Origin of the sequence: Gilvimarinus agarilyticus (assembly GCF_000832015.1) — a bacterium.
GTDB classification, from domain to species: Bacteria; Pseudomonadota; Gammaproteobacteria; order Pseudomonadales; family Cellvibrionaceae; genus Gilvimarinus; species Gilvimarinus agarilyticus.
The window spans coordinates 3,015,163-3,039,305 of the sequence record NZ_JXCJ01000001.1; the positions used below are offsets into that span (position 1 = coordinate 3,015,163).

31 protein-coding genes are annotated in these 24,143 nt (G+C 54.3%); 7 read left to right on the forward strand and 24 right to left on the reverse strand.

Translation table 11 applies throughout. The features are described from left to right. Window positions 1-9: 9 nt before the first annotated feature. The 3 genes from SD69_RS13105 (at window position 10) to SD69_RS13115 (ending at window position 1,873) form a co-directional block, all read left to right on the forward strand. Complete coding sequence (locus SD69_RS13105) at window positions 10-213, forward strand: TA system antitoxin ParD family protein (protein WP_041523568.1); 204 nt, start codon at window positions 10-12, stop codon at window positions 211-213. Continuing rightward, window positions 206-982: a type I methionyl aminopeptidase gene (gene map, locus SD69_RS13110; protein WP_041523569.1), complete on the forward strand. Its 777-nt coding sequence runs from the start codon at window positions 206-208 to the stop codon at window positions 980-982. Before SD69_RS13105 ends, map begins: the two co-directional genes overlap by 8 nt. A 174-nt stretch (window positions 983-1,156) precedes the next feature. Then, window positions 1,157-1,873: a hypothetical protein gene (locus SD69_RS13115; RefSeq protein ID WP_157471677.1), complete on the forward strand. Its 717-nt coding sequence runs from the start codon at window positions 1,157-1,159 to the stop codon at window positions 1,871-1,873. Window positions 1,874-2,032: 159 nt separating this feature from the next. Here the strand turns inward: SD69_RS13115 and SD69_RS13120 are convergent, their stop codons facing one another. The 9 genes from SD69_RS13120 to SD69_RS13160 form a co-directional block, all read right to left on the reverse strand. Further along, window positions 2,033-3,442: a family 43 glycosylhydrolase gene (locus tag SD69_RS13120; protein ID WP_084591575.1), complete on the reverse strand. Its 1,410-nt coding sequence runs from the start codon at window positions 3,440-3,442 to the stop codon at window positions 2,033-2,035. Window positions 3,443-3,669: 227 nt separating this feature from the next. Next, window positions 3,670-3,975 (reverse strand): hypothetical protein, encoded by a 306-nt coding sequence (locus SD69_RS13125; RefSeq protein ID WP_157471679.1) that lies wholly within the window; start codon window positions 3,973-3,975, stop codon window positions 3,670-3,672. Window positions 3,976-4,043: 68 nt separating this feature from the next. After that, window positions 4,044-4,325: a hypothetical protein gene (locus SD69_RS13130; RefSeq protein WP_041523572.1), complete on the reverse strand. Its 282-nt coding sequence runs from the start codon at window positions 4,323-4,325 to the stop codon at window positions 4,044-4,046. 77 nt (window positions 4,326-4,402) lie between these two features. Beyond that, window positions 4,403-5,020, reverse strand: a complete 618-nt coding sequence (locus tag SD69_RS13135) for a dUTP diphosphatase (RefSeq protein WP_084591684.1) — start codon at window positions 5,018-5,020, stop codon at window positions 4,403-4,405. Window positions 5,021-5,082: 62 nt separating this feature from the next. Then, the gene (locus SD69_RS13140) at window positions 5,083-5,874 is read right to left on the reverse strand and encodes a TatD family hydrolase (RefSeq protein WP_041523573.1); all 792 of its coding nucleotides are present in this window, start codon (window positions 5,872-5,874) and stop codon (window positions 5,083-5,085) included. A 55-nt stretch (window positions 5,875-5,929) separates the two neighbouring features. Further along, window positions 5,930-6,280 (reverse strand): PilZ domain-containing protein, encoded by a 351-nt coding sequence (locus tag SD69_RS13145; RefSeq protein WP_041523574.1) that lies wholly within the window; start codon window positions 6,278-6,280, stop codon window positions 5,930-5,932. Between the two features lie 121 nt (window positions 6,281-6,401). Further along, window positions 6,402-7,067 carry a DsbA family oxidoreductase gene (locus SD69_RS13150; RefSeq protein ID WP_041523575.1) on the reverse strand — a complete coding sequence of 222 codons (666 nt, stop codon included), beginning with the start codon at window positions 7,065-7,067 and terminating at the stop codon, window positions 6,402-6,404. Further along, complete coding sequence (locus tag SD69_RS13155) at window positions 7,067-8,137, reverse strand: lytic murein transglycosylase (protein WP_052481152.1); 1,071 nt, start codon at window positions 8,135-8,137, stop codon at window positions 7,067-7,069. The genes SD69_RS13150 and SD69_RS13155 overlap by 1 nt, the downstream gene beginning before the upstream one ends. 147 nt (window positions 8,138-8,284) lie before the next feature. Further along, window positions 8,285-9,289, reverse strand: coding sequence for a DNA polymerase III subunit delta' (locus SD69_RS13160; protein ID WP_041523576.1), 1,005 nt, complete (start codon window positions 9,287-9,289; stop codon window positions 8,285-8,287). Between the two features lie 125 nt (window positions 9,290-9,414). Here SD69_RS13160 and SD69_RS13165 point away from each other — a divergent pair, with 125 nt between their 5' ends. Further along, window positions 9,415-10,065 (forward strand): RluA family pseudouridine synthase, encoded by a 651-nt coding sequence (locus SD69_RS13165; RefSeq protein ID WP_041523577.1) that lies wholly within the window; start codon window positions 9,415-9,417, stop codon window positions 10,063-10,065. A gap of 40 nt (window positions 10,066-10,105) precedes the next feature. Here the strand turns inward: SD69_RS13165 and tmk are convergent, their stop codons facing one another. Further along, window positions 10,106-10,738 (reverse strand): dTMP kinase, encoded by a 633-nt coding sequence (tmk, locus tag SD69_RS13170; RefSeq protein ID WP_041523578.1) that lies wholly within the window; start codon window positions 10,736-10,738, stop codon window positions 10,106-10,108. Window positions 10,739-11,123: 385 nt separating this feature from the next. Here tmk and SD69_RS13175 point away from each other — a divergent pair, with 385 nt between their 5' ends. Both SD69_RS13175 and SD69_RS13180 read left to right on the forward strand, forming a co-directional pair. Next, window positions 11,124-11,618 carry a peptidylprolyl isomerase gene (locus SD69_RS13175; RefSeq protein ID WP_041523579.1) on the forward strand — a complete coding sequence of 165 codons (495 nt, stop codon included), beginning with the start codon at window positions 11,124-11,126 and terminating at the stop codon, window positions 11,616-11,618. Window positions 11,619-11,620: 2 nt separating this feature from the next. Beyond that, a complete protein-coding gene (locus SD69_RS13180; protein WP_041523580.1) occupies window positions 11,621-12,349 on the forward strand; it encodes a UDP-2,3-diacylglucosamine diphosphatase in 729 nt (242 codons plus the stop codon). A gap of 37 nt (window positions 12,350-12,386) precedes the next feature. On the opposite strand, the gene SD69_RS13185 is transcribed toward SD69_RS13180, so the two are convergent. The 6 genes from SD69_RS13185 to SD69_RS13210 form a co-directional block, all read right to left on the reverse strand. After that, on the reverse strand, window positions 12,387-13,550 hold the full coding sequence (locus tag SD69_RS13185) for a patatin-like phospholipase family protein (RefSeq protein WP_041523581.1): 1,164 nt from the start codon (window positions 13,548-13,550) through the stop codon (window positions 12,387-12,389). 113 nt (window positions 13,551-13,663) lie between these two features. Then, window positions 13,664-15,265 (reverse strand): AMP-binding protein, encoded by a 1,602-nt coding sequence (locus SD69_RS13190; protein WP_041523582.1) that lies wholly within the window; start codon window positions 15,263-15,265, stop codon window positions 13,664-13,666. 75 nt (window positions 15,266-15,340) lie between these two features. Then, window positions 15,341-15,916 carry an NUDIX hydrolase gene (locus SD69_RS13195; RefSeq protein WP_084591576.1) on the reverse strand — a complete coding sequence of 192 codons (576 nt, stop codon included), beginning with the start codon at window positions 15,914-15,916 and terminating at the stop codon, window positions 15,341-15,343. Further along, window positions 15,909-16,220, reverse strand: coding sequence for a Nif3-like dinuclear metal center hexameric protein (locus tag SD69_RS13200; protein WP_041523583.1), 312 nt, complete (start codon window positions 16,218-16,220; stop codon window positions 15,909-15,911). The genes SD69_RS13195 and SD69_RS13200 overlap by 8 nt, the downstream gene beginning before the upstream one ends. A gap of 119 nt (window positions 16,221-16,339) precedes the next feature. Then, entirely contained in the window at window positions 16,340-17,512 is a 1,173-nt protein-coding gene (locus tag SD69_RS13205; RefSeq protein ID WP_041523584.1) for a 3-phosphoglycerate dehydrogenase family protein, read from the reverse strand. 85 nt (window positions 17,513-17,597) lie between these two features. Next, complete coding sequence (locus SD69_RS13210) at window positions 17,598-18,716, reverse strand: phosphoserine transaminase (protein ID WP_041523585.1); 1,119 nt, start codon at window positions 18,714-18,716, stop codon at window positions 17,598-17,600. Window positions 18,717-19,029: 313 nt separating this feature from the next. Here SD69_RS13210 and rrtA point away from each other — a divergent pair, with 313 nt between their 5' ends. Then, on the forward strand, window positions 19,030-19,629 hold the full coding sequence (gene rrtA / locus SD69_RS18180; RefSeq protein ID WP_052481153.1) for a rhombosortase: 600 nt from the start codon (window positions 19,030-19,032) through the stop codon (window positions 19,627-19,629). Window positions 19,630-19,638: 9 nt separating this feature from the next. Here rrtA and SD69_RS13220 read toward each other — a convergent pair whose 3' ends face one another. The 8 genes from SD69_RS13220 to SD69_RS13250 form a co-directional block, all read right to left on the reverse strand. Further along, entirely contained in the window at window positions 19,639-20,100 is a 462-nt protein-coding gene (locus tag SD69_RS13220) for a prolyl hydroxylase family protein (protein WP_052481154.1), read from the reverse strand. Next, the gene (locus tag SD69_RS13225) at window positions 20,097-20,669 is read right to left on the reverse strand and encodes a hypothetical protein (RefSeq protein ID WP_041523586.1); all 573 of its coding nucleotides are present in this window, start codon (window positions 20,667-20,669) and stop codon (window positions 20,097-20,099) included. Before SD69_RS13225 ends, SD69_RS13220 begins: the two co-directional genes overlap by 4 nt. Before the next feature lie 34 nt (window positions 20,670-20,703). Then, window positions 20,704-21,495, reverse strand: a complete 792-nt coding sequence (locus tag SD69_RS13230; RefSeq protein ID WP_041523587.1) for a DNA adenine methylase — start codon at window positions 21,493-21,495, stop codon at window positions 20,704-20,706. Further along, the gene (locus SD69_RS19205; protein ID WP_084591578.1) at window positions 21,455-21,640 is read right to left on the reverse strand and encodes a Com family DNA-binding transcriptional regulator; all 186 of its coding nucleotides are present in this window, start codon (window positions 21,638-21,640) and stop codon (window positions 21,455-21,457) included. Before SD69_RS19205 ends, SD69_RS13230 begins: the two co-directional genes overlap by 41 nt. Window positions 21,641-21,778: 138 nt before the next feature. Continuing rightward, window positions 21,779-22,396 carry a hypothetical protein gene (locus tag SD69_RS13235; protein ID WP_041523588.1) on the reverse strand — a complete coding sequence of 206 codons (618 nt, stop codon included), beginning with the start codon at window positions 22,394-22,396 and terminating at the stop codon, window positions 21,779-21,781. A gap of 13 nt (window positions 22,397-22,409) precedes the next feature. Then, window positions 22,410-22,760, reverse strand: a complete 351-nt coding sequence (locus SD69_RS13240) for a DUF1353 domain-containing protein (RefSeq protein ID WP_052481155.1) — start codon at window positions 22,758-22,760, stop codon at window positions 22,410-22,412. Further along, window positions 22,757-23,545, reverse strand: coding sequence for a DUF4376 domain-containing protein (locus SD69_RS13245; RefSeq protein ID WP_041523589.1), 789 nt, complete (start codon window positions 23,543-23,545; stop codon window positions 22,757-22,759). Before SD69_RS13245 ends, SD69_RS13240 begins: the two co-directional genes overlap by 4 nt. Before the next feature lie 5 nt (window positions 23,546-23,550). Further along, complete coding sequence (locus SD69_RS13250) at window positions 23,551-24,141, reverse strand: hypothetical protein (RefSeq protein ID WP_041523590.1); 591 nt, start codon at window positions 24,139-24,141, stop codon at window positions 23,551-23,553. Window positions 24,142-24,143 lie beyond the last annotated feature (2 nt).

Consider the following 24,143-nt stretch of genomic DNA (forward strand, 5'->3'; position numbering starts at 1 on the left):
CTATCAATCATGGGAATCGTAAAAGTATCCGATGCGCTACACGACGAGCTGCGCCATGCCAGCGGCGTGATGCAGCGCTCGATTAACGCACAGGCAGAATTTTGGTTAAAAATTGGGCGCCTGGCCGAGCTCAACCAAGATAAAACCTTTGCCGAGCTGATTAGGGCGGAGTTGAGCCGGCCCGCTATAGAGGCAGGCAACCACAATGAATGACGTTATTTTAAAGTCGCCCGAGGCATTAGCCAAAATGCGCCGCGCCGGCAAGTTGCTGGCACGGGTGTTTGCCGAGCTCGATAAGCGCATGGTCGAAGGCGTCACCACCATGGCCATTAACACGTGGGTAGAGCAGTATATTCGCGAAGAGTTAAAGGCTCGCCCTGCGAGCCTTGGGCAATACGATTACCCGTACACCTTAAATGCCTCGCCCAATTTTGTGGTGTGCCACGGGTTTCCGACCGACAGGCCGCTTAAAAGCGGCGACATTGTCAACATAGACATCACACTGGAAAAAGACGGCTACATTGCCGACTCCAGTAAAATGTATTGCATCGGCGAGGTCACCCCCTTAGCGCGGACATTAGTCGATGCGACTTACCAGGCACTGTGGCGGGGTATTAACGCGGTAAAGCCGGGTAATACTCTGGGCGATGTGGGTTACGCCATTGCCAGTTACGTCCACCAAAACGGCTTTAGCGTGGTAAAAGATTACTGCGGCCACGGCATTGGCCAGCAAATGCATGAAGGCCCCAGCGTACTGCACTATGGTAGGCCGGGCGACGGTTTAGTACTGCAAGAAGGCATGACCTTTACCATCGAGCCGATGATTAACCAAGGCTCGGCTAAAACCAAAACCTTAAAAGATGGCTGGACGGTGATTACCCGGGACAAAAAATTATCGGCTCAGTGGGAGCACACACTTGCCGTAACCGCCGACGGTGTTGAGGTGCTCACTATCAGGGACGAAGAAGCTCTCATCCAGTAATTCTCACCCAGAGGCCTTCACCCAGCAACTCTCTCCTAATCGTTGAGAAAATAGACACTACTCTCGGCGTATACATTATCGCAGGGGCAGCGAATACAACCACGAAACTATCCCTACGGCCTTTTGTCCTAACTACGCTGCCCCAAAATCGAGTGCATAATAATGGCCGTCGACATGGATAATCGACAAACCTATCTGCCAGAACAGCTCCTTGACGACTCACTCGAGCTGTTGGCCGATTTACCCGCAAAACCGACTCGTCCCATGGTTAATCGCACCTTGTTAACCGCAGCCGCCATTGTCTCGGCGCTGCTCCACCTGGTGGCGCTTTACCATTGGCCGGCACCGCGCACTACGACACTCAGCATCACAGAGCCTCATAGCACGTTGCACCTAACCCTGCGTAGGCCCGCACCGACAGCTAAAACCGCCACCGCAGCCAACCACATAACACCGGTAAAAACTCCCGAGCCAGACATCACCCCATCTGGCAAGAGCCAAGCCCCGGCTAAGCCATCGCAACCCAAAACCACGTTAAATACAGTGATCAAGAAAACCCCTGTCAACACGACCACTCCAGCGCCACCGGCTTCTGGCGCGATGGTAAAAAAAGTAGACAACCCGGCAATATTTAACCCGCGGCTGCAACAAAAGGTGAACGCCGCCAAGGCAAAACGCTTGCAGCGACACAGCACCCGCAAAAATAACGACAGCTGGCAAAGCGCTCACAACACCACGGTGATCGAGTTAGACTATGGTGGCTGCCTAAAAGCACAACAACGAAAAAGCCGGGGAGTAACGCAAGACTGGTATATGTCGGGCTGTAACGGCAAACAAGATGCCGGAGAGAAAATACTAAACAATATGCAGCAAGCGCTGGATAAGCGCTAACTGTGCAGCAAGACTGCGCAAACGCTTTGGCTCCGCACCCTACCCTTTAAATGAAAGAATAAAAAAGCACAGTGCCATTATGACTCTGCGCTTTTTACGTGTTTATTTTACGTACGTTTAAACATCGACCATTCATCCGGCAGGTTAAACCTAGCCTCGTTATTCACCGGCTGCGACCTGAAATGTCGCCGCTTTGCGATCGGCAGCCGAGTCAGGCTTGGCCAACACGAGTGCTCCGTCTTTTACCATAAGGTATTGCGCGCTGTCGCTGCGCGAGCGGAACGAGCTTAAGTCGCCGTTGCTAAGGCCGTTTACCTCTTCAAAGGTTGCCGCCTGCGCAAAACTGTTACTACCATCGTGACGCTCGATGCTCAGTTTGCCCTCGTCGGCGATTAAGTAGTACCCCGTGCGGGTTTCTGGCTGAAACGACACTGTATTATCACCGGCCAACAAAGGCTTGATGTGCCACACGTTTTGCCAGTGCTCATCGTTATTCCGCACCGCCAGGCTCACTTCACTACCATCGCCGTAACGCAGGTATTGCTCGGCACCAGCAAGGCTTTGCAACGTTTGGGCGGTATCACTAATACCAGAAGCCGTTGGCGTAATTTTAGCGATGGTACCATCGGCATTGTAGTTCAAGTGCTCTATCGATACCGAGCGGCGAAAGTTACCCCCCGTGGGCAGCGCCGCCGTGTGGTAAATAAAGTAGTCTTTATCGTCCACCTCTAAAATTGCCTGATGGCTGGTACCGCTGTCTTCCAGGGTATCCATCAGCAGGCCTTTATACTTCCAGGGGCCGGCGGGGCTGTCGCTCATGGCGTAGGCCAGCTCTTCGGGGTAGTTCATGGCAAAGGTTAAATAGTATTGGCCGTTTTTCTCGTGCAACCACGGCGCCTCGGTAAAGGGGCCGGGAATCCCTGCAATCTCTAACTGATGAATTTCTCCGTCAAACTCAATCATATTGTCTTTAAGTTTGGCGTAATACAGGTGCGAGTTGCCCCAATACAAGTAGGCTTGGCCGTCGTGATCGACAAATACCGACGGGTCGATATCGTCCCAGCTGTGGCTGTGCTCGATCATATGAGGCGCCGGGTCGGTCTCAGCTGGGTCCAGCAGCGGTTTGCCCAAGGCATCTTTCCAACCGGTAACCGGATTATCGGATACCGCTACCCCCAGGGTATAACCGCCCAACGAATCCTCCGGGTCAACCCCGCGCACAGTGGTGTACCAATAAAACTTACCGTTATGCTCAATCGCCTGAGACGCCCAGGCAGAGTCTGCCTCAGCCCACTCAAAAATAGTGCGCGGCACATCGCCCTCAAGGGTCCAGTTATCAAGGTCATCGGTATCAGATGAGTAAATATTCCACTCGCGCAGTACAAAAAAATCCCCCTCGGGGGTGGCTTCGTCGTGGCCGACGTACAGGTACACCTTGCCGTCGTGTACCAGAGCCGCCGGGTCCGCACTAAAGCGCTCTTTAATGACGGGGTTGTCGGCTAAAGTGCCCGCCGCACAACTCAAGCCTACCAAGGTTGCGCCTAACGAGCGCGTAAAAGATGTCCACATGGGGTTCTCCTAGTCACTATTCTTATACAATATAACCATATTAGAATTATAATAATACAATTATACCAGTAGAATCCAGTCAATGAAGGTAAAGGGCCCCTCCGACAACCGAGCCAGTATTGCGCGATAAATATCAGGATAGCTCCGCTCTGTCTCCGCGGATGATTTAGGTCGCAAGAGAAACTCTTGCGTGAGGGGGATGGATTGAAGATTGCAATAGAGAGGATTCACTCGTCCCGGAGTGAGGTAAACCTTTGGATATAAGCATCAATATCCGCTTCGGAGTAGCCCAGCAAACGACCAATGTCGCGCTCTAGCTGGGCGGGGTTAGCAGGCTTATTAAGCGTTGCTAACACCAAAGACGCCAAGTGAGCCGCCTGTTCTTGATAACCGTCGCGGTAATAAATATACCCGGTTAATTCAATCTCGCTGTCAGGGAAAAGCTTGCCGGCGTTAAATGCCCATTCAAGCGCGCCCACCGATTGCGCCAAAGGCAAAACATTGTCTGGCAAGCCATCGTTAAAAAACAACATTAGATGCTTCTCACCCTGGGCAAATAACGCAAACTCTCGGCCTTCGTGCGGCCCTATTTTTCCCAACGCTAGCGACTCTGAGAATAAGCAACCGCGTGCGAGATTGCCTCGCACTTGCTGATGTTAGAGTGGTTACCCACTTTTGCTTTAGCTCGTTTAAACAGCGCCTCTTTGTGGATATATAGAATAAGTAAAGCGCCCACCAAAGGGATGAGCCAGATTAAGGTTAACTGAGCGTAACGCCTGGCTTTGACTTCAAAATAAGCACGCAACAGCACGGTGGTTGCGGCAGTATTGAGCAGCAACGATAACCCTAAAAGCCCCCAGAGAAATATTTTTACCAGTACCATTGCTTTGTACCCTTTAGCATATGCACCAAAAACTCCTTTGCTGTTTGATCACTCTGCAGCAGTAAACGCGCAGAGTGTTACGCTTGCGCGTAACGCTCTGCCAGCGCTTGATACAGCGCTTTGGCAAAGTCATCAGCACCGGCGTCTAAGGTTTGCACCGTCTCTACTAAGTGCTCGTTATCTTCGCGGCCATCGGCCCAAATTTTACGGTAGCTGCCGTCTTTGTAGCCGTGATCCTGACGGAAAAAGTTAAGCACGTTTTTGCCCACGTAACGGCGGTAAAGCTCGGCGTAGCTCATGTTAACGCCGGCCATCAAACGGCCAAACAACTCCAGATGAAAACCCTGGTCGTTAAGGGTGGCGGCGGTAAAGGCCTCTACATCTACACGAAAATCGGGCTGATCGGTCGTAATATCCAGCTCGTGAGCAACTTTTTCGGCAATGTCATCAACGCTGGCGCCGCTCTCTAACAGAATGCTTAAGCCAAAGTGCCAGATGTCGATAAGCTCCAGCGCCACTTGCTCGGTGTCGGGCGTTTGGTGCTTCCACCACTTCCAGCCAAAATGGTCCATCAGCTCGCCGCACTCGATCCATATGGCCCGGTACCAGGCATTGCCCTGCTCGCGCCACGCGGGGTGCACTTTGCTGTTCATATCGTCTTGTAGCTGCAGCATAGCGCGGGTTTGTTGCTTGATGGTTTCCAGTGACACGGACAAATCCTCAGTATTTTTTAATGAGCGTGTTATTTAATAAGGCGTTACTGCGGGCGATGGGCCTGCGCGCGATTAAACAAACGGTAAAAGTTTTCGGTGGTGATTTCGGCCAGCTGCTGGTAGCTGATGCCTTTTAAGTCGGCGACAAATTCGGCGACCTCGCGCACGTATTGCGGCTCGTTGGGCTTACCGCGATACGGCACCGGTGCCAAATAGGGCGAATCGGTCTCGACCAGCAATCGATCGAGCGGCATATTACGCGCCACCTCTTGCAGCTCTTTGGCGTTTTTAAAGGTAACGATGCCCGACAGAGAGATGTAGTAATTCATCTCCATGGCCGCCTGTGCCATCTCCCAGGATTCGGTAAAGCAGTGCAGCACACCGGCGTGCTCGGGGTTGCTGTGGGCTTTGATTAAATCGAGGGTATCCTGACGCGCGTTGCGAGTATGCACCACCACAGGAAGCCCCACCTGCCCGGCTACTTCAAGGTGCAGCGCAAAGCTGGCTTTTTGCTCTTCAGCACTGTCGGTTTCGTGGTAGTAATCAAGGCCGGTCTCGCCAATGGCGACCACTTTATCGCGCCCGGCCCATTCAGTTAGCTGCTCGCGAGTCGCGGTGCCGGCCGAAACATCGCACGGGTGCACCCCCACTGAGGCCAAAACGGATGGGTTTTGTTGGGCAATTTGAATGACTTGCTCGACATTATCCAGGCTAATACTAATGCACAGCATTTGCTTTATGTCGCGCGCGTGAGCGGCGGCAAGGGCTTGCTCAAGCTGGCCGTCGTAGGGGTCGAGGTTAATTCTGTCCAGGTGGCAATGGGAGTCCACTAGCATATTGTCACCATCTTTAGCGTGAATTTAGGTTGAAGGCAGCGCCGGGAGCACTGTGTTACATCGTGTGGGTGGGCCTGTCGGACTCGAGCGAGCCGGCCAGGTAGTTCTCAATTTTAGTGACAGCGGTGTTGTCTTCGTCGGTAAATTGTACGCCGATACCAGCCGCACGATTACCCTGAGCGCCTTTAGGCGTTACCCACACCACTTTGCCGGCCACAGGGATTTTTTCCGGCTCATCCATAAGATTGAGCAACATAAACACTTCATCGCCCAGCTTGTAAGGCTTATTGGTGGGGATAAACAGCCCACCGTTCAGCACATAGGGCATATACGCAGCATAGAGTACGGCTTTGTCTTTAATCGTCAGAGAGAGAATGCCGTTGCGGGCGCCGCCAAGTGCTTGCATAGAATCGATCCGATCAAGAAGTGCTGCTGAGACAGCTTAATTGTTTATACGGTTACGTTTGACCATCAAAGGTAATGGATAAGCCGCACCGTGTCCAGCGCCCGCCCCGTCGCTGACACCTTTAGCACCAGCTGGCGCTGTCTGGTGGGCGATGCAGTAACTCTTCGACGTTGGCGCGGATAACCCGATAACCAACGTTGCCAAACAGCACTTGCCTACCACCGTCTAACACATAGGACGGGCTGCCTTTAATACCCGCCGCACGAGCGCGCTGATAATCTCCCATCAGGGCGGCCATCGCGGCGCCATTATCGATAGGTTGTTGCAGTGTTGACCAGCTGAAACCTGCCTCGTCGGCAAGTTGCGCCAACACGCTTAGCTGCGCGACATCCTGGCCGTTGCTAAAAAACGCCTGGCGCAAAGCCCGCGCCATAATTGCACCGGCCTCGGGGCTGTAAACCGACTCAACGGCTTTGATTAGCAAGTGGGCATTGGCAGAGCTCACAGGGCGTACCCGCGTCCAAACATCCGGGTGCAACGTAAAGTCAGAATACTCAGCCAACGCGTGGGCGACATGCTCGGCAAAACCTTGATAGCCGCCGCGTTCAGCCCAGTTACTGGCTATTTTACCCGGCACATCACCAAACACATCCACACAGTGATAGCGCAGAGCTACCGAGCCTTCCATTTGCGTTAGCAACTCATCTACCCGCTGCTGTGCCACCCAGGCCCAAACACATAATACGTCGCTGTAGTAATCGACGGTGAGAGGCGAGCCGGATGCCATTACTGCAGCTCGTCCGACAGTAAACCAATAGAGAGCGCGTATTTAAACGCCGGATTAAAGCTCATGATGGTGCAAAAGTTACGGTAGACGATATAGCCTCGATTGTCGCCCTTATCGGCGAGCACCAGCGCGGCCGGAATCGATACATCCGGCAAGTCTGAGCCGTCGGCTCGACGTACGCCGAGCTTTTGCCACTCACGCAGATCACGCCAAACACCTAAGCTTTTGAAGCGTTTGCAGTCTGAGTCCGGCGTTAAACCGGCGGCCTGATCGGCGGGCAAGCTTTGCTCTCCTCCAGGGGGTAAGGTAACGGGCCGCCCCCAGGTTTGATCATCACGCCAACCGCGCACACTAAAGTAGTTGGCAATAGAGGCAAACACGTCGGCCTTGGTGTCCCAGATATCGCGCTTACCGTCGCCGTCAAAATCCACAGCGTACTGCTGGTAGCTTTCGGGCATAAACTGCGACTGTCCCATGGCGCCAGCCCACGAGCTTTTTAACTGATCGTAGGTGGGAAACCCACTATCGAGCATATCCAGCGCGGCTAAAAACTGCTTGCGAAAATACGGCCCGCGGCGCTTGTCGTAGGCCAGCGTGGCTAACACGTTAAAAATAGGCTCTTTAATAGGGTACGTACCATAGTTGGTCTCCATACCCCAAATAGCCACTAAAAAGCGCGGTTGTACACCGTACTTTGCTGCGACTTGATTAAGCATCTCGGTATTTTCCGCCATAAGTTTACGGCCGGTGGTAAATTTCCAGTCACTTAAACGGGCACTCAAGTAGCTGTCGTAGGTTTGCACCACTTCAGCCTGATTGCGGTCGGTTTTGATAATACGCTTTACCGGTGGAGTAATCTCTGAAAACGCTTGCTGCAACGTTTGCTCGCTAATGCCGCGGGTTTCCGCCTCTTGGTAGAGCTCATCCAGCCATGCCTGAAACTGCGGGTCGGATGCGGAGCTGTCGTCCGATTCATTGGCACTCGCCACGGCCGAGATAAGCCCAAGCGAAAGCCCCAAGGCCGGCGCGAGCAGCCAAATTCTGAATAGACCTGAGAGATTTTTTATCATAGCAACGGACTCATTAACCAAAGGGCTGAAAGCAAGTATCTAATTTACATTATCATAGCGCGCTGCATTTTTGTGGGCGGCAGTTCAGTAATTTGCCAACAAATGTAAAGCTCACCAGAGCGGCTTACGCGATGATTAAAAAACACACTAGCCTGCCCTTGCGCGCAGTAAAACGCCCCAATCCATCAGCAGCTCTTCTAATAAAAGCTGCACATTGGGGTTAGCCCCACTGTTAAGCAGCTTTTTACTGTGCAGTAGTTTTTCCTGGAAGCGGTGCAACAAGCTCGGTGAGATGCCCTTAAGTACACTCGTTAAACCGGGGTCGATATCGGCAAAGCGCGCTCGCTCGGCGCCCACCTGCCAGCAGGCTAAATCGTGTAGCCAACCGCTAAACCACTCTAAAACGGCACGGCCATCACCTTTTTGCCAACCAGCTGCAACGCTTAGCGTATCTGTTTGTCCCAGCGTTAGCTGAATTAAATCGGAGCTCCAGCGCGCGCGCAAATCAAGGGCATCGCCTTCCAGTAAATCACGCGCCGCCAGAGGCGCCCCACGGGTTAAAGCCAGTAGCTCGGCCGCGCTGTGACCTGAACCCGACACTAAGGGCGTAAGCCAATGCAGGCTTTGTTCGTTGGGCGGTATTGCCATGGTGCGCAACTGGCAACGGCTGCGAATAGTCGGCAGTACGCCGCTTGGGGCGTCGGTTACTAAAATCAGTAAGGTATCGGCGGCCGGCTCTTCCAGGGTTTTCAGCAGCGCGTTAGCGGCATTGCTGTTCATAGCCTCAGCGGGCATTAGGGTCACTACCTTGTACCCCGACTGCTGGGCAGTTTTGCCCTGAGCCTCGGTAAGTGCCCGCACATCATCCACCCGAATCGCTTTGCCCGGCTCGGCCGGCGCTAGCTGTATTAAATCCGGGTGAGTACCGGCTCGGTTAAGCTCACACGATTTGCACTTACCGCAGGCGGATTCAGACACGGGCCGCTGACACAAAACATACTGCGCCATGGCCCGCGCCAGGTGGCGCTTACCCAACCCGGGCGAACCGGCCAACATCAGTGCGTGGGGCAAGCGGTTATCGCTAAACTGCTGTATAAAGCCCTGCCACACCTCTTGTTGCCAAGGGTACGGCAGCGCCGGAAAATCACTCATGGGTAATATCATCCAAACTTGCGAAAGCGCAGCTTACCAAGTGGCGGCACATTTGGCGATAATCGCCCTTGTGTGAATCAGCATGTCTGGGATAATGGCGCCACACCCGCTTGCCGAGCTTTGCTATGACCCAAGTTCCCCCCCCGCTCACTGTTCCGTTGGCGTATCAGGATGATGCCTTTATCGTCGCCAATAAACCGCCGGGATTACTCACAGTGCCGGGCCGCGGGCCCGACAAACAAGACTGCCTGATCAACCGACTGCTGGTAAGTCACCCCAACAGTCGTGTGGTTCACCGGTTGGATCAGCCCACCTCCGGGTTGGTGATTGTGCCGCAAAGCTACGAAGCGCTGCGCCACATTGGCCGCCAGTTTGAAACCCGAACCGTCAGCAAGCGTTATATCGCCGTGGTGGCTGGGCTGGTCGAGCAAGATGAGGGGTCGGTCGAGCTGCCATTGATATGTGATTGGCCCAACCGCCCGCGGCAAATGGTGGACTGGGACAACGGCAAAGCGGCTTTAACCCATTACCGTGTGCTGCGCCGCGATGAAACAAACCAGCAAAGCCGCGTCGCGCTAACCCCGGTAACCGGTCGCTCGCATCAATTGCGGGTGCATATGCGTGAGCTGGGCCACCCTATACTTGGCGATACCTTGTACGCGCCCGAGCCCGTTATTGCTGCCAGCGAGCGGCTGTTGCTGCACGCGGAATACATAGAGTTTACGCACCCCCACAGCGACGAGCCTGTGGTTATTGAGTCACCGGCGGGTTTTTAGCGCGCGAAACGCAAATCGGCCGTGGGCTGTGCCTTTAACCCTAAAACGGCTTACTTAAGAGACGCTTTAAGCAAGCCTCGATATCGCTTTGCACATCGCTCAACGGTTGGCCGGCATCGACCTGGGCATAGTGCGCCGGATTAGCCTCGGCCCGCTCGCGATACGCCTGACGCACACGATTAAAAAACGCAATATCCTCGCGCTCAAATCGGTCTAACTCCGCTCGCGCGGCAGCGCGCTGCAAGCCGAGCTCGGGCTCAATGTCCAACACCAAGGTTAGATCCGGTCGCAGTGCGCCCTGCACGAGCTGCTCAAGCTCACTGATGACGGTTTTATCCAAACCACGGCCGCCGCCCTGATATGCGTACGTGGCATCGGTAAAGCGATCACACAACACCCATCGGCCCTGTGCCAAAGCGGGTTTAACAACCTGCTCTAGGTGTTGGGCACGGGCGGCAAACACCATAAGCAGCTCGGCGTTATGGGCCACCGGCTCTTCCCGTGTGGCGAGTAATAATTCACGCAGCTGCTCGGCCAGGGGCGTGCCGCCGGGCTCTCGGGTAACCAGAACATCAATACCGCGGGCTGTTAGCCAATCGTGCACAAAAGCTAAATTCGTACTTTTACCGACACCTTCTGTGCCTTCAATGGTTATAAATTTTCCTGCTGCCAAGGGTTTATCCGCCTTTCTTGTCAGTATGTGCCGAGCACTTACCTGCGCTTACCCAGCGGGCAAGGCGCAAAGTATCGCAGCTGTGCAGTCTACACATTGCATTCTCCACAGGCGAGGCGCGGCGACACTAATGTGACGTCACGACCCATTATTTTGCCCCCAAATCGCTCATACGCAGGCGCCTGCTAAGCACTACAATGAGCGATCTGGTAAACTTGCATTTTGGCATATGAGCCTTGTGGCCCGGTGAATACAGTGCCGGTTTGCTCCCCTCCCGAGCGCCAACGCCTGCCCCAACTCTTGTAACGAGCCTTGATGCGGGTTCCGTAACCGGCCCCGGCATCGTATCATTAGCGCCTTTTCAGGTAGACCCTAAGGAACCACTATGATTACCCTGCACACCAACTACGGCGATATCACTTTAGAGCTGGATTTTGACAACGCGCCCAAAAGCGCCGCCAACTTTAAGCAATACGCCGAAGACGGCTTTTACAATGGCACCATTTTTCACCGCGTTATCGACGGTTTTATGGTCCAGGGTGGCGGCATGGATGAAAACATGGAGCAAAAAGAAACCCGTGCTCCTATTGAGAACGAAGCCGACAATGGCCTGAAAAACCTGGCCGGCACCGTGGCCATGGCGCGCACCAACGATCCACACAGCGCCAGCTCACAGTTTTTTATCAATGTGCAAGACAACGACTTTTTGAACCACTCGGGCAAAAATGCTCAGGGTTGGGGCTACTGCGTATTCGCAAAAGTCACCGACGGCATGGACGTGGTCAATAAAATCCGCACCGTTAAAACCGGTAGCAAAGGCTTCCATCAAGACGTACCGGTTGACACCATCGTGATCGAAAACGTCACCGTAAACGGCTAGATATGACCACACTGTTCATATCAGACCTGCACCTGCACGCGGCCGAACCGGCGGCTGTGCAGGCGTTTTATGCCTTCTTAGCGGGCCGGGCACGCAGCGCCCAAGCGCTGTATATACTCGGTGATTTTTTTGATGCCTGGATTGGTGATGACGATGATGCACCCTTGGGGCACGAGGTGGCAGCCAAATTGCGCGAGCTGGCCGATACCGGGGTAGACATTTATTTAATGCCGGGCAACCGTGACTTTGTATTGGGTCACGACTTTGCAAACCGAGCCGGCGGCACCATGCTACCCGACCCGACCGTCATCGAGCTGTACGGTAAAACCACGGTGTTACTCCATGGCGATAGCCTGTGTACCCGTGATGAGCCCTACATGGCGCTGCGAGCGCAGCTGCGCTCGCCCGAGTGGCAGGCACAAGCGCTGGCTCAGCCACTGCAAGTGCGCCGGGCCATGGCCGAGCAACTGCGCGCTAAAAGCAAAACCATGAACAGCTCCAAACCCGAAGACATCATGGACGTGACCCCCGAGGCAGTCGTGGAAGTACTGCGCGAGCACAGTGCCAGCTTAATGATTCACGGCCACACTCATCGCCCCGAGCGTCACCCGTTAACCGTTGATGGCGTAGCCGCCGAGCGAATAGTACTGGGAGACTGGCACGACAATGCCTGGTGCCTGGTGGCGGATGAGACATCGCTGACGCTTGAACATTGGCCAATTAACGCTTAGCGCCGTTAGCCGCACACGATAAATCCCCAAACGTAGATTACGCTTGGGGATTTTTTTGTTGGTTAAAAAAAGCCTGTACGTTGCCTGACTCCCACATCGTGTCCTGATACCCCAGCTCCATAAGCTCGGAGATAAAAGGGTTGGCAAACAACAGGTAGCTGGCCGCCGTCGCCCCACCACTTTTGGTAGTGGCACCAATGGCACGTAAAAAGAAACGCACACTGCGCGGCAGGTAACGCACCTTGCGCCCGGCAATGGCATCGACGCCTTTGCTGGGCGAGATAATCATATTGCTCACCGGCTTTAAGCCAAGGTTTTCGGCCGCGCGCACATCGGGCGGAATCAACTCCAGCAAGCGGTTTAAACGCTCCATGTGCTCTATATCATTCTCCAGCGCATCAATAAACGCGCTGTTCAACAAGTGCCCCACAATTTGTCCCATAGAGGGCGAATGGCGCACAGGCATCACCGCTTTGTTGGCACCACGGCTGGGATGGCGGTTGCCACTAACACCGATCACAAACAGCGCCTCGGCGCCCAAGTGCAACGCCGGACTGATAGGCGCCAACTGCCGCAAGGCTCCATCGCCATAATACTCCTGGGCAATACGCACGGTGGGAAAGATGGTAGGAATCGCCGACGAGGCGAGCAAGTGCTCCAGGTGAATATCGGTAGGTACGCCGGCGCGACGAAAGCGCTTCCAGCCCTCTAGTTGGTCGTGGCCCTGGAAAAAGCTAACCGAGCGCCCCGAGCTATAGCCCATCGCGGTAATCGATACGGCGTGCAGTTTTTTTGATTCGATGTTACGGGCGATATTGGCAAACTCTATCTTACGGGCCAATAAATCCCACAAGGGGGAATTATCCAGCAAGCTCAATGGCCGTTTGCGCCCAATACCCTCGTTAAACAGCGATAAAAATATCCGGCCAAACCCTCGCCCAAAATCCGACCAACCGTGGCGGTACACATCGCCAATCGACAAACCGCGCCAAATATCGGCAAGCTCCGTCACCGATTCGCGAAAATTGCCCGGGTGGGCGGCCAGCGCAATGGCATTAATGGCGCCGGCCGACGTGCCACAAATAACCGGAAAAGGATTTTCAATATCGGCCGGCAAGATTTCGGCCAACGCCTGTAAAACGCCTACCTGATACGCCGCCCGCGCACCGCCACCCGATAAAATAAGCGCGGTGCGACTCATAGCAAAGAAACCTTATCAACCCAAACCTTCAAGCCATTACAGCCACATAAATAATATTGGTTTACTTCCATCGTTGTTACGTTAAGGTCCGTATAGGGTTGGGTAGGTAAGGGTTATTTCAGCTCGCGACGCAGCACTTTACCCACATTGGTTTTAGGCAGCTCATCGCGAAACTCCACCGAGCTGGGCACTTTATAAGCCGTTAACGATTGCCGCGCAAACTCACGCACTTCTTTTTCGCTGAGCGAGGGGTTGGTGCTAACCACAAAGGCTTTCACCAGCTCGCCGCTCTCTTCATCGGCAACACCCACAACGGCCGCCTCGACAATATCCGGGTGCTCGGCCAGCGCGTCCTCTACCTCGTTGGGGAAGACTTTAAAACCCGAGACGTTAATCATATCTTTTTTACGATCAACTATTTTTACGTAGCCGTCAGCGTCGATGGTGGCAATATCACCGGTTTTCAACCAACCGTCCGAGTCGATCGACTCACGGGTTGCGTCGTCACGGTTCCAATAGCCTTTCATTACTTGCGGGCCTTTGACGCATAGCTCACCGGCCTCACCCAGCGCTAAATCGGCGCCGGTTTCGTCGATGACCTTAACCGCAGTTTCAGGTACTGGCAGGCCCACGGTGCCCAAACGAATACCATAGCGCGGGTTGATACAGACTACCGGCGAGGTTTCGGTTAAGCCGTAACCTTCGCACACCGGCGTACCGGTCACCTCCTCCCATTGTTTCGCCGCGTGATGCGTTAACGCCATACCGCCCGACGAAGATAAGCGCATATGACTAAAATCCAGCGCGCGAAAATCGTCGTTGCGGCACAGCGCATTAAACAGGGTGTTAAGCCCCACAAAACAGGTAAAAGGCACACCCTTTAATGCTTTGGCAAAGCCCGGAATATCTCGCGGATTGGGAATCAACAGGTTCTCATTACCAAGCGAGAAAGCGCACATGCAGTGAATGGTATAAGCGTAAATATGGTACAGCGGTAACGGCGCAACAAAGATGTCTTGATTTTGCCGAAACACATCGCCCATTTGCTGGTTTACCTGCAGCATATTGGCCACAAGATTACGGTGAGTCAGCATCGCACCCTTGGCGACCCCAGTGGTGCCACCTGTGTACTGTAAAACCGCCACATCGTCGGGGCTCGCCTGGTGAGGCGTTAGCTCCGCCGAGCCGGCTTTAATAACTGACTTAAACGAGCAGCTGTTCGTAAAATTAAATGGCGGTACCATTTTTTTGATGTATTTCACCACCGAGTTGATCAGTAGCGATTTTAGCGGCGGGTGCAAATCGGCAAGCTCTGTCACAATCACTTGCTCAACGCCAGTTTCGGGCACCACTTCGGTGGCGGCACCGGCGACATTAGCCAACACCACCAATGCTTTAGCGCCCGAGTCATTCAACTGGTGTTTAAGCTCTGAGGCGGTGTACAGCGGGTTGGTATTGACCACTATCATGCCCGCGCGCAACGCACCAAACACCGCGACGGGGTATTGCAGCACATTGGGCAGTTGTACGGCGATTCGATCGCCGGGCTTTAAATTGGTGTTGTGTTGTAAATAAGCTGCAAACCGCCCCGATAAATTATCAATATCGCGAAAGGTTAAGGTATGGCCCAAGCAGGTAAATGCCGGGCTGTCGGCAAACTGACTGCAGGTTTCGGTAAATACCTCCACCACTGTGCGATTACACTCTAATGTCATACCGCCTCACTCCCAGTTATTGTTATCGGGTTTGATCATACCCGATGAATCATCCTGATTATAGACCACGTCGCTTTACCGGCGCGCCCCTAAAAACACACTTGCCACTTCAGTTGCCAACAGTGCGGTCAACCCCCAAATATCGTAGCCGTCATAACGATAGGCGGGTATTTGATAGCGTACTCCCTGACGCTCGATGGTATCAAATCTATCGGCCCCGGCCGGCTGAAAAAGCGTAATTGGCGCGGTAAAAATCGCACTTAGCTCTGCAGGGTCCGGAATTAATGCCGCCCCTGGCGCAATTTGCGCCACCACAGCACTTACCCGAACCCCCGCCCGGGTATAGCGCGCAGGCAGCGCGCCTAGCAAGGCGGCCCTGTCGGGGCTTAAATGGGTTTCTTCTTGGGCTTCACGCAAGGCAGTGGCAATGAGATCTGTGTCGCCGGGCTCAAATTTGCCACCGGGAAAAGCCACCTCAGAGGGGTGTTGCAGCATATGTGCAGCACGCTTGGTTAAAATCACCTCCACCGTGCCGGCCCGCTCGATTAAGCCGATAAGCACTGCCGCCTCACCCGCTCGCGGTTGCTGCTGGCGCAACGTGTCGATGGGGTGTAATTGCCGCGTTAGCCGACCCCAGCCGGCATTAAACATCGGCCAGTGGCCAGATATCGTAGGCAGGTTCTTCAAAGGGATGAGCGTCGATTAACGCTTGCTTGGCCGCGCGAATGTGCTCTGCAGTACACACCAGTTCGACGCGCCACTCAGGGTCACGGCTAAGTTGATTCTGCTGGCCACTAAAAGGCTGGCTGCCGGCGAGAGGGCGAAACTGCCCCTCCCCCAGCACTTGCCAGCAACATTGGTCATAATCGCCAATCTTGCCGGCACCGGCGGCGAACACTGCCTGCTTTACCGGCTCCAGGTGAGAGTCAGGTACAAAAAACACAAGCTTGTACATGGGCATCTCCGGGGTACGGGTACGGGTACGGGTACGGGTACGGGTACGGGTACGAAAATAATACCGGATTTAATCCGTCAAACGCTATCTTTCTCCGTTAACCGTCCCCCGTGCTCCGTTCAGATTACGCGCACCGAGATAACATGCTCCACGGCTTTAATCGCCGCCACCACGTCATCGGCCGGAGCTTGCTCGACATCGATAATGTTGTAGGCAATATCACCACGGCTTTTGTTTACCATATCCACCACGTTGACGTTATTGTCCGCCAAGGCAGACAACACATGCCCCAGCACACCGGATACATTATCGTTACAAAAGGTAATACGCGCCCCTTGGCCGGTGCGATCCATTTGCACGGTGGGAAAGTTTACCGAGTTTTTAATGTTGCCATTTTCAAGGTAATCCATCAGCTGATCGGCGCCCATAATGGCGCAGTTTTCTTCCGCTTCTGCGGTACTGGCGCCGATGTGCGGCATGGCGTATACGTCATCGCGCCCCAGTAGGATCGGCTCGGGAAAGTCACAGATGTACATACGCAAACGCTTGGCGTCTAAGCTCTGCACCACGGCGGCGGCATCGACGATGGCCTCGCGGGCAAAGTTAAGCAGCACTGCGCCCTCTTTAACCGACTTAATCGACTCTTCGTTGATCAGGTGGTGAGTGGCCTCAATCGCCGGCACATGCAGGGTAATGTAATCCGAGCGGGCCAGCAGCGACTGCAAATTTTCAGCACGCGCCACTTGGCTAGGCAGGCGCCAGGCAGCCTCAACCGACAGGGCCGGATCGTAACCAATGACGTTCATACCCAGTGCCAACGCGGTATCGGCTATCAACGAGCCGATCGCCCCTAAACCCACGATACCCAGCGTTTTACCGGTAAGCTCGCTGCCGGCAAAGGTGGACTTTTGTTTTTCCATTAACGCGCTCATCTCGGCCGCGTCGGTCATGTCAGTGAGTGACTGAGCCCAGTTCATGCCGGGGATAATGCCCCGCGAACCCAGTAGCATACCGGCGATCACCAGCTCTTTTACGGCGTTGGCGTTGGCGCCGGGTGCGTTAAATACCACCACACCTTTTTTTGTGTAATCGGCCACTGGCACATTATTGGTACCGGCTCCGGCACGGGCGACAGCTTTAACAGATTCAGGCAGCGCTTCGTCGTGGAGCTTATGGCTGCGCAAAATATAGCCATCGGGGGCGTTAATGTCGCTGGCCACTTCGTACTTACTGCGGTCAAAGCGATCCAGGCCTTTTACAGAGATTTTGTTATAGGTTTTGATCTTGTACATGAGCGTATCCAATGTCTAAAGGTGAGACATTCAAGGCGCGGTATCGTACCGCGCCTGCGAGGTTTTAATCGATCTAAGCGGCGGATTAAGCGCTGGTGACTTGCTTATAGCCCCACTCGAGCCAAGGCATTAATGCCTCAAGGTCGGCCGCCTCGACGGTGGCACCACACCAGATACGAAGCCCCGGAGGAGCATCGCGGTAAGCCCCGATATCATAGGCAACGCCTTCGCTATCGAGCAGCTTAACCAGTGCCTTCACCTGCTCTTCACTGGCATCTAGGGTAAAGCACACACTGGTGTTGGAGCGTGTGGCTTTATCTTTGGCTAAAAATTCGATCCATTCGTTCTCGGCGACAAACTTTTCCAGCACCGCCAAGTTAGCTTCACTGCGGGCAATGGCCGCTGTGGTGCCGCCAATCGACTCAACCCAATCCAAGGCATCCAGGTAGTCAGCCACACACAGCATAGAAGGCGTATTAATCGTCGCGCCTTCGAATATCCCCTCGATCAACTTGCCGCCTTTGGTCATACGGAACAACTTAGGCAGCGGCCAAGGTGGGGTGTAAGTCTCCAGGCGCTCAACGGCGCGGGGGCCTAAAATCAGCACCCCGTGGGCACCTTCGCCGCCCAGCACTTTCTGCCAGCTGAACGTAATGACATCGAGCTTTTCCCAGGGCAGCTCCATCGCAAATACCGCTGAAGTCGCGTCGCAAATCGTTAAGCCCTGGCGGTCATCGGCAATCCAATCACCATTGGGAACTTTCACGCCCGAGGTCGTACCGTTCCAGGTGAAAATTACATCGTGATCAAAGTTAGGTTTATTCAGGTCTGGCAGCTCGCCGTAATCGGCTTCAAGCGCGGTGACATTTTCAAGCTTAAGCTGCTTGGTAACGTCCGTTAGCCAACCTTTACCAAAAGACTCCCACTGCATCACATCCACCGGGCGTTGGCCCAGCATCGACCACATGGCCATTTCAACCGCGCCGGTATCGGAGCCGGCAACAATGCCTACCCGATAACCTTCTGGTAGGCCGAGCAACTTCGCGGTTTGCTCGCAGGCGCGACCCAGCGCCGCCTTACCCAGGCCTGAGCGATGTGAGCGGCCAAGCGTGGCGAGATCCAGCTGATTAACGTCGTAGCCCGGGCGCTTGCTGCAGGGGCCAGATGAGAAGTTAGGGTTTTGCGGTTTCACCGATGGTTGCATAGCAATCCTCTGAATCAGTCGGGATTAAAGGTGCACACCCACCTACGCGGACTCCTACTTGCAGGGCTCCCTTCATTCGCGGGCTCCCGTGGGGCAAAGTCACCTGGGCATGTGTATGAAAATTGGGCGCTGATTATGCCAGTTAGCGCCGATCTGGTCTACGGGTAGCGCTAGGGCAAATTGGATGACACAATCCCCAATAACGAGCTCACCCAAAACGACTTTCAGACACGTTAACAACCCCTCGTACGGCACGGGACTACCAGGTTATCGCACCGGTGAAGCACGGCGGCAATTACGCTATAGTAGCCGCATGTCACCGAGACTCCGCACCATCATTATTTTTATGCTTATTAGCGCCTTGACACTGGCGGGGCTTGCCGCTGCTGGTCAGACGCTCAACCCGCTATTGCAATACCAGCGCAGCGCCATCGACCAATGGCAAGTATGGCGACTGTTTAGCGCCCACTTAGTACATCTAAACTTAATTCACGGGCTGCTCAATTTAGCCGGACTGTGGCTGATTATATTTTGGGTGGGGACCGAGCGCAGCCGTACCTCTTGGATGTTGGCTGGAGCGTTAATCGGCCTGAGTATTTCTTTATCACTTTACATATGGCAGCCCAATATAAGCTATTACGTCGGCCTGTCGGGGGTATTGCACGGATTACTGGTATTTGGACTGGCGCCTCTGTGCGCGCAAAACCTACCCGCCGGCTGGGCGGGTATTATCGCGATTACCATTAAGCTGTGCTACGAACAGATTATCCCCGGCGGCAACAGTACCACCGAAGTGCTTATTGCCGGGCCGGTAGTATCCATCGCGCATATATACGGCGCCGTGAGCGGCGCCCTACTCGCGTTTATTTGGGCGTTGTTTAGCACACTGCGCTATCGCGCTAGCGACACTTAAGCCGCGCCTTCAATCTCGCAACGGCTGTACCGCGCGCTCCCTAAACCAAAAGTTACAGGCCAATTTCTCGCCCCTGAGCACCGGCAAGCCGCCGTGCAAACTTTTTGGTTGGCGCACATTGGTACCCGGGTAACAATTGTAAAACACCAGCATCCGGCCACGCTTGGCGGGCACTTCTAGCCCTAACTCCGGAAACCCGGTAGCACCGCCCGCGCCAACATCATTTAAATACAGCAAACAGGTTACTAACCGCTGCCCCCCTTTAGCCATACAGCGCTCACCCCTCTCGGTCGCCGGATCCCAGGCATCAAAGTGAGCGGCATACTCTTGTGCTGGCCCATAGTGGATCATTTGTAACGACTCAGCGTTTGTTGATGCCGCGCGCGATAAATGGGCGAATACTGCGCGATAAATTGCCATCTTCATATGTAACGCACAGCGAAACGGAATTTCGCTGTGTGTTTTTGTCATTTAGTATACTGCTTAACTAGCCTTTGGTATTCGCCATCAACTATTCCCTTTAGGGTACTTCCCTTAGACGCGGCATCTCGTTTAATTTTATTGAATTTTGCAACTTTTTCTGGGCTGTTTGCTTCACCCTTTCTCTCGCGCTCCTCAGTTTCGTTTAATATCTCCATCTGGGCACGCCATAATGCGATAACCGTGTTGATATTTCGCGTTTGCTCCGCTATCTCAACCTGCTTAACCAAAGACTCTTCCGTAGCCTTTTGGGTGGCCGTAGCTTGCTCGATAGCTATCCGTGCCTGCTCTAATTCAGCTCTAGACTGAGCCAGTGCAACCTGGTTCTGCCTAAGGCTGGTAACAAGGAGAATTACCGTGATTAGTCCCACTACAGGGTTCACCAGCCCCCCAAGGTAATCGCCCAGCTGCCCCCACTGCTCTGGACTATCACTGATATCGTAGCTCCAGAACTTAGCTATATAGAACAACGTCGCCAAGGTTAATATCGCTAGAGACAGAGGAACTGCCCACTTTAAAACGTTGAATTTGGGTATGTTGGGTAGCTCTAAGTCAGCCATACGGCACTCCATGCTCGTGAATTTGGGTGTTATCTTAAAACAATCCAGCCGGTTCCGCAGCCACATCCCAACTGAATATCAGCACTTCCTTCGCCTGGCTACCTTTACCACCGTTCACGGTGTACTTGATATCGGTCGTCTCGATGTGGAAGTCTGCAAAGCACCGGCGGATGTCAGGGTGGTCATTCAGGCTGATAATTGCCTTACCCTGTAAGCTGGCCAGTACCTTGGCCATCTGCTCATACTGCTCAAAGCCAAACACCACGCCGTAACCAGCGGTTTCCCAGTACGGCGGATCCATGTAGAACAGCGTGTGCGGCCGGTCGTAGCGCTTAATGCAATCAGCCCAGCTCAGGTGCTCGATGAACGTGCTGGATAGCCGTAGATGCGCGGCCGAGAGCTGCTCCTCTAAGCGCAGCAAGTTAAGGCCCGGCGGGGTTGTAGTGGCGGTACCGTAAGTTTGGCCCTCAACTAGCCCCCCAAAGGCTGACTGCTGTAAGTAGTAAAACCGAGCTGCTCGCTGAATATCGGTCAATGTCTCCACCCGCGTGTCCTGCAGCCACTTAAACACCTGGCGTGAACTCAGGGCCCACTTAAACTGCCGTACAAACTCCTCTAGGTGGTGCTGCACAACACGATATAGGTTAACGAGGTCACCGTTGATATCGTTTAACACCTCCACGTCTGCTGGGTTCGGCCGCAAGAAGAACAAAGCCGCTCCTCCAGCGAACGGCTCAACGTAGCACTTGTGACTAGGGAACAGCGGGAATATACGGTCTGCAAGCCTACGCTTTCCGCCGATCCATGGAATGATTGGGTTTGCCATTATTGCCTCCGGGGCTTCCGTCCAGAGGCTCGGTGGCCTTCACATGATGATTAAGCGCTTTACAGCGCGGGCATTTGATCTGTATCTCTTTAAAATCTGCTACGGCCAGCTTACGGCCGCAGTCATAACATCTAACATCTTCCATTGTGCGCAAACCTTTTTCATTCTGGTAACATGCGCCTACTCTCGCGAGAGTGGGCGGTCTTGGTCGGTTTGCAGCCTGGTTCTGCTAATCGACGTCGGCAGCGGTGTTACAGCACCGGTGCCGTCGCCGCTTTTATTACTAGGGTGTTGTCGTCCGGTTATCCGATGCGTCGCTGTAGCGGCTGTTGTCCACTGGCCCTGGCGAGTAGTTGGCGCAGCTGTCACCCAGGCAGCTATCCGCGTATCGGTCACCGTGCCACTGGTCGCCACCTACGCTATCCCCGCCGATATTGGTACTCGAGTCATTGACCTGTCGCCCGCTAATCAAATCTCGGCCAGCATAAGTGCTATGGTCGTTAACACGGTCGCCACCAATCTGATCGCCCCCAACAGATAACGAGTTGTCGATATAACTGCGCTCCATTGACGTTACCGCACCCGTTACGCCTACCAATGCGTCTGACCACTGCTCGCCAACCAGGTACGAGCCATAAATAGGCAGCGCCACCGAGAGGGTTTTATCCAGCAGCCCCCAGGCCGGGTGATAGTCGTTCCGTGGTTGCGGGGTTGTCACCTTGTTGCCCTCCTGAGCGACCATCACCCGGCACAGGTCGGTCTCGCAGCTAGCCGCCTGCATCGATAACCTGTCTTGCCGGGCCCGCTCAGCGGCCGCCCACTGCAGCCAGCGGTCATCGGGCTGGTTGCTCGCGCACGCACAAAGCGTCAACGCTAAGGTTAAAACCAATAATATGCGCATACGCGCCTCCTGCTTAATAGTGAAACCGGCCGAAAACTCGGACGGCGTAATAGATCGGGTAACGGTAGCGCGCTCTCACGCCCTCCCATGTCATTGCCTGCAGAAACAGTAAATCGCACTTGGCTCGCGGAATCTTTTTGCGGTAGCAAAAATCGTGAATGATGGCGCCCAGGACTGAGCGGCCTTTAAACCATGCATACAACGGCCCCAGTAACCGGGGCACGCTGTCTGTATCGCAAATAAAGCCGGCGGGGACGATATCGCCGTTGGGGAGGTGGATATCTTCGAGAAGCTGTACCAGCTTGCCTCCGGGGAGGTGACAAACCTTTACGCCCTGGTACGGCCCCTCAAAGAGCGTGATCATTCAGGTTCTGGCGCTGCCCACGTCTGGGCCATAATCGCGGCCACTTTCTCAGCATCCGTTAAAGCTGCGTCAGCGGCGATCGTATCCACTTGATCTTTTAATACCCAGCTCAGCAGCCAAATTGGCTCACAGCGGGCTTCCTCTTTCGCGCTAATCTCGGCAAACAGCGCTGTCGTGCGGGGGTGATTGACGTTATCAGCGTCGCGCCAAATCGCACCAGGAGCAAATCCGCCATTTAAGTCAGCGTTCGATTTAGCCCTGTTCATCAGGGTTACCGAGCGCGGGTCGGTTTGAAAAATACGGCCGTCGCTCAGGGTAACAGTCGCGCTTTCGTCATTAATGAGTATATCGCGCTCGTACTCTATTGCCGCTTTACGCTTTGCTACTGCTTCGGCAACCGAAGGGCCGGTAACCACCCATGTTTGCGCCCACAAGTTGGGGTCAGTTTTATCCAGGGCTCCAGCAACATGAGATTGCCAGGCCTCTAAGACCGGTGGTGCAACCTCCAACACACGCACTACGCCTACCGACTCTAAATCTTCATTCGATACCGCATTTAAGCGGTTAATAATACGAGTTTTAGTGCGCACGCGGGGCACGGGTTCTACCGGGGGCTCAGGTTCTACCTCCGGAGTTTCACCTTCTATACCCTCGACAACATCAACGGACGGCGCTGGTGGTGTCACGATATCTTCAACGGTTTCTGGGGCGGCCATTAAACGAGCTTTTACGTCTCGCTCTTCCAGCGTATCTTCGGTTTCTCGGTCTAAAAAAAATATAGCCATCAGTTTTACCCTTGGTCAATTAGTAGTAGTTGCACGCAACCGCGCACTGCTGCGCTTGTGTAGTAGTTGGGGGGTGTATAGTTCTGGCCGCCCATACGCCCATAATTGCCGCCCGCTGGGTTTGTGATAATTAACGTTTGCCAGTCGTCATAGTCTTGCGTGTATTGCCCATTCCACCCATCTAAAGTGGCTCCGTTACCAAGGTCCCCGCCGGAACGACTTGCGCCAAAGTTGTTGCTAGTGATCGAACAAGAGGCACCGGACGTGCCGTCATTTGCACCAATCACTGACGAATCACCAGGGTGGGTCTTGCTCGCGGCAGAAGAGCCTGCAGGCCCCAAGGAAACCGTCACTTCTCCGGTAACAGTAACGCTCGTCCATGTATTGCCGCTTCCATGCTTACCGCGCTGACCCGTCACGGTCTCAGAGGGAGATTTAACATTACCGCCATGGCCGCCGCCCGAGCCTCGTACAAAGACGTCGGCTACGCAGCATGTAACAAAAAACGCACTCGCACTGATAACAACCCACTCGCCGCGTCGTACAAACTTGCCGTTAATCGCGCGTCCTGGCTTCCTAAGACCTAACTGCGTCATGG